The organism is Streptomyces sp. NPDC005151, from assembly GCF_053599875.1.
In genome coordinates this window covers 1-1341 of the sequence record NZ_JBSFYR010000258.1, presented here as the reverse complement: position 1 = coordinate 1341, position 1341 = coordinate 1, and the positions used below count along the sequence as shown (strand labels likewise).

The window sequence follows — 1341 nt, the reverse complement described above, 5'->3', positions numbered from 1 at the left end:
GTCGTGCCGCGCTGGTGGGAGGGAGCGACGGTGGCGGCGCTCGCGCCGGACTACCGGCGGATCGTGGAGTTGCTGGAGGCCGGACCCGCGGGTGGTGGGGAGGGGGTGACGGCGAAGGAGATGACGGACCGGCTGGGGCTTGACCTGGTGCCGGCGAAGATCGAGGGAGTGCGGTCGAAGGCGCGGCGGCTCGTCGAGCGGGACTGGCTGGCACCCTCTCCGTCGGGCCGGTTCATGCCGCGAGCGTCGTCTTCTCCTGCCGCGGAGTGCTGAGCGGCCGGGGAGCGGGGGCCGTGGTGCGGGCCAGGCGGTGGGCCATGAGCATGGTCGCGGACCAGTGGATAAACGCTTCGCTGCTGGCGGGCAGCGTCTCGTAGTCCCGGGCCAGACGACGCGAGCGCATCAGCCAGCCCAGTGTGCGTTCCACCACCCACCGTCTCGGCAGCACCACGAATCCGGTCATGTCGTCGCTCCGCTTGACGACTTCAAGGGCCAGGCGGAGCTTGTCCTTCGCCCAGTCGACCAGGCGGCCGGTGTATCCGCCGTCGGCCCACACCAGGCGGATCTTCCGGTAGCGGGCGGCCAGTTGGGGCAGCATCACCCGGGCGGCCTGGCGGTCGGTGACATTCGCGGCGGTCACCATGACCATCAGGATCAGGCCGAGGCAGTCCGTGATGACGTGCCGCTTCCGGCCGTTGATCTTCTTGCCGCCGTCGTAGCCGCGTGAGGCGGCGGGCACCGAGGCGGCCGCCTTCACCGACTGAGAGTCGATGATCCCCGCGGTCGGCTCCGCCTCCCGGCCCTCCGCGACACGGACCTTGTCACGCAGTCGGTCGTGCAACTCCTTGACCAGGCCATTCTTCCGCCATCTGCGGGAGAAGGCGTAGACGCGGTCCCAGGCGGGGAAGTCGACGGGCATCGCGCGCCACTTGATTCCGTTGTCGGTGACGTAGAACATCGCGTCGATCATCTGCCGGTGGCAGTAGCCCTCCGGCTGCCCGCCGCGGCCCTCCATCCAGGCCGGCACCGGCAGCGCGTCCCGCACCACCGCCCACTCCGCGTCCGTCATGTCCGAGTCGTAGGCCGGAATCCGGTCCGGCTGGTCGGCCGCGTTCCCGAACCGGTGAGCGAGGCAATCGCACGCCGAACCCGCCAAGTTGAACTCCAGGGGCGAAACCGCGTACAAATGCGACAACAGGGCCTCCAGGCTCACGGGTTGGCTTCAACACCCTCGTGCTGCACCGGAGGCCCTGTCTTCATGCACCCACCCGGCCAAGATCACCCGCCCAAAGCCGCTGTTCGACCAGAACCGTCCACATGATCGATAGGCATACAGCTTCT

The 1341-nt window shown here is 69.0% G+C and carries 1 protein-coding gene and 1 pseudogene; one reads left to right on the top strand and one right to left on the bottom strand.

All coding sequences use genetic code 11. The features are described from left to right. Nucleotides 1-273: pseudogene (locus ACWD6R_RS40575) on the top strand (hypothetical protein); the annotation flags it as partial. Here the strand turns inward: ACWD6R_RS40575 and ACWD6R_RS40570 are convergent. Continuing rightward, nucleotides 233-1069 carry an IS5 family transposase gene (locus ACWD6R_RS40570; protein WP_451823344.1) on the bottom strand — a complete coding sequence of 279 codons (837 nt, stop codon included), beginning with the start codon at nucleotides 1067-1069 and terminating at the stop codon, nucleotides 233-235. The pseudogene ACWD6R_RS40575 and the gene ACWD6R_RS40570 sit on opposite strands and share 41 nt — an antisense overlap. Nucleotides 1070-1341: the final 272 nt, after the last annotated feature.

Coding starts and splice junctions, on each gene's coding strand:
- ACWD6R_RS40570 (WP_451823344.1), bottom strand. CDS start 1,069: ATGACGGACGCGGAGTGGGCGGTGGTGCGGGACGCGCTGCCGGTGCCG.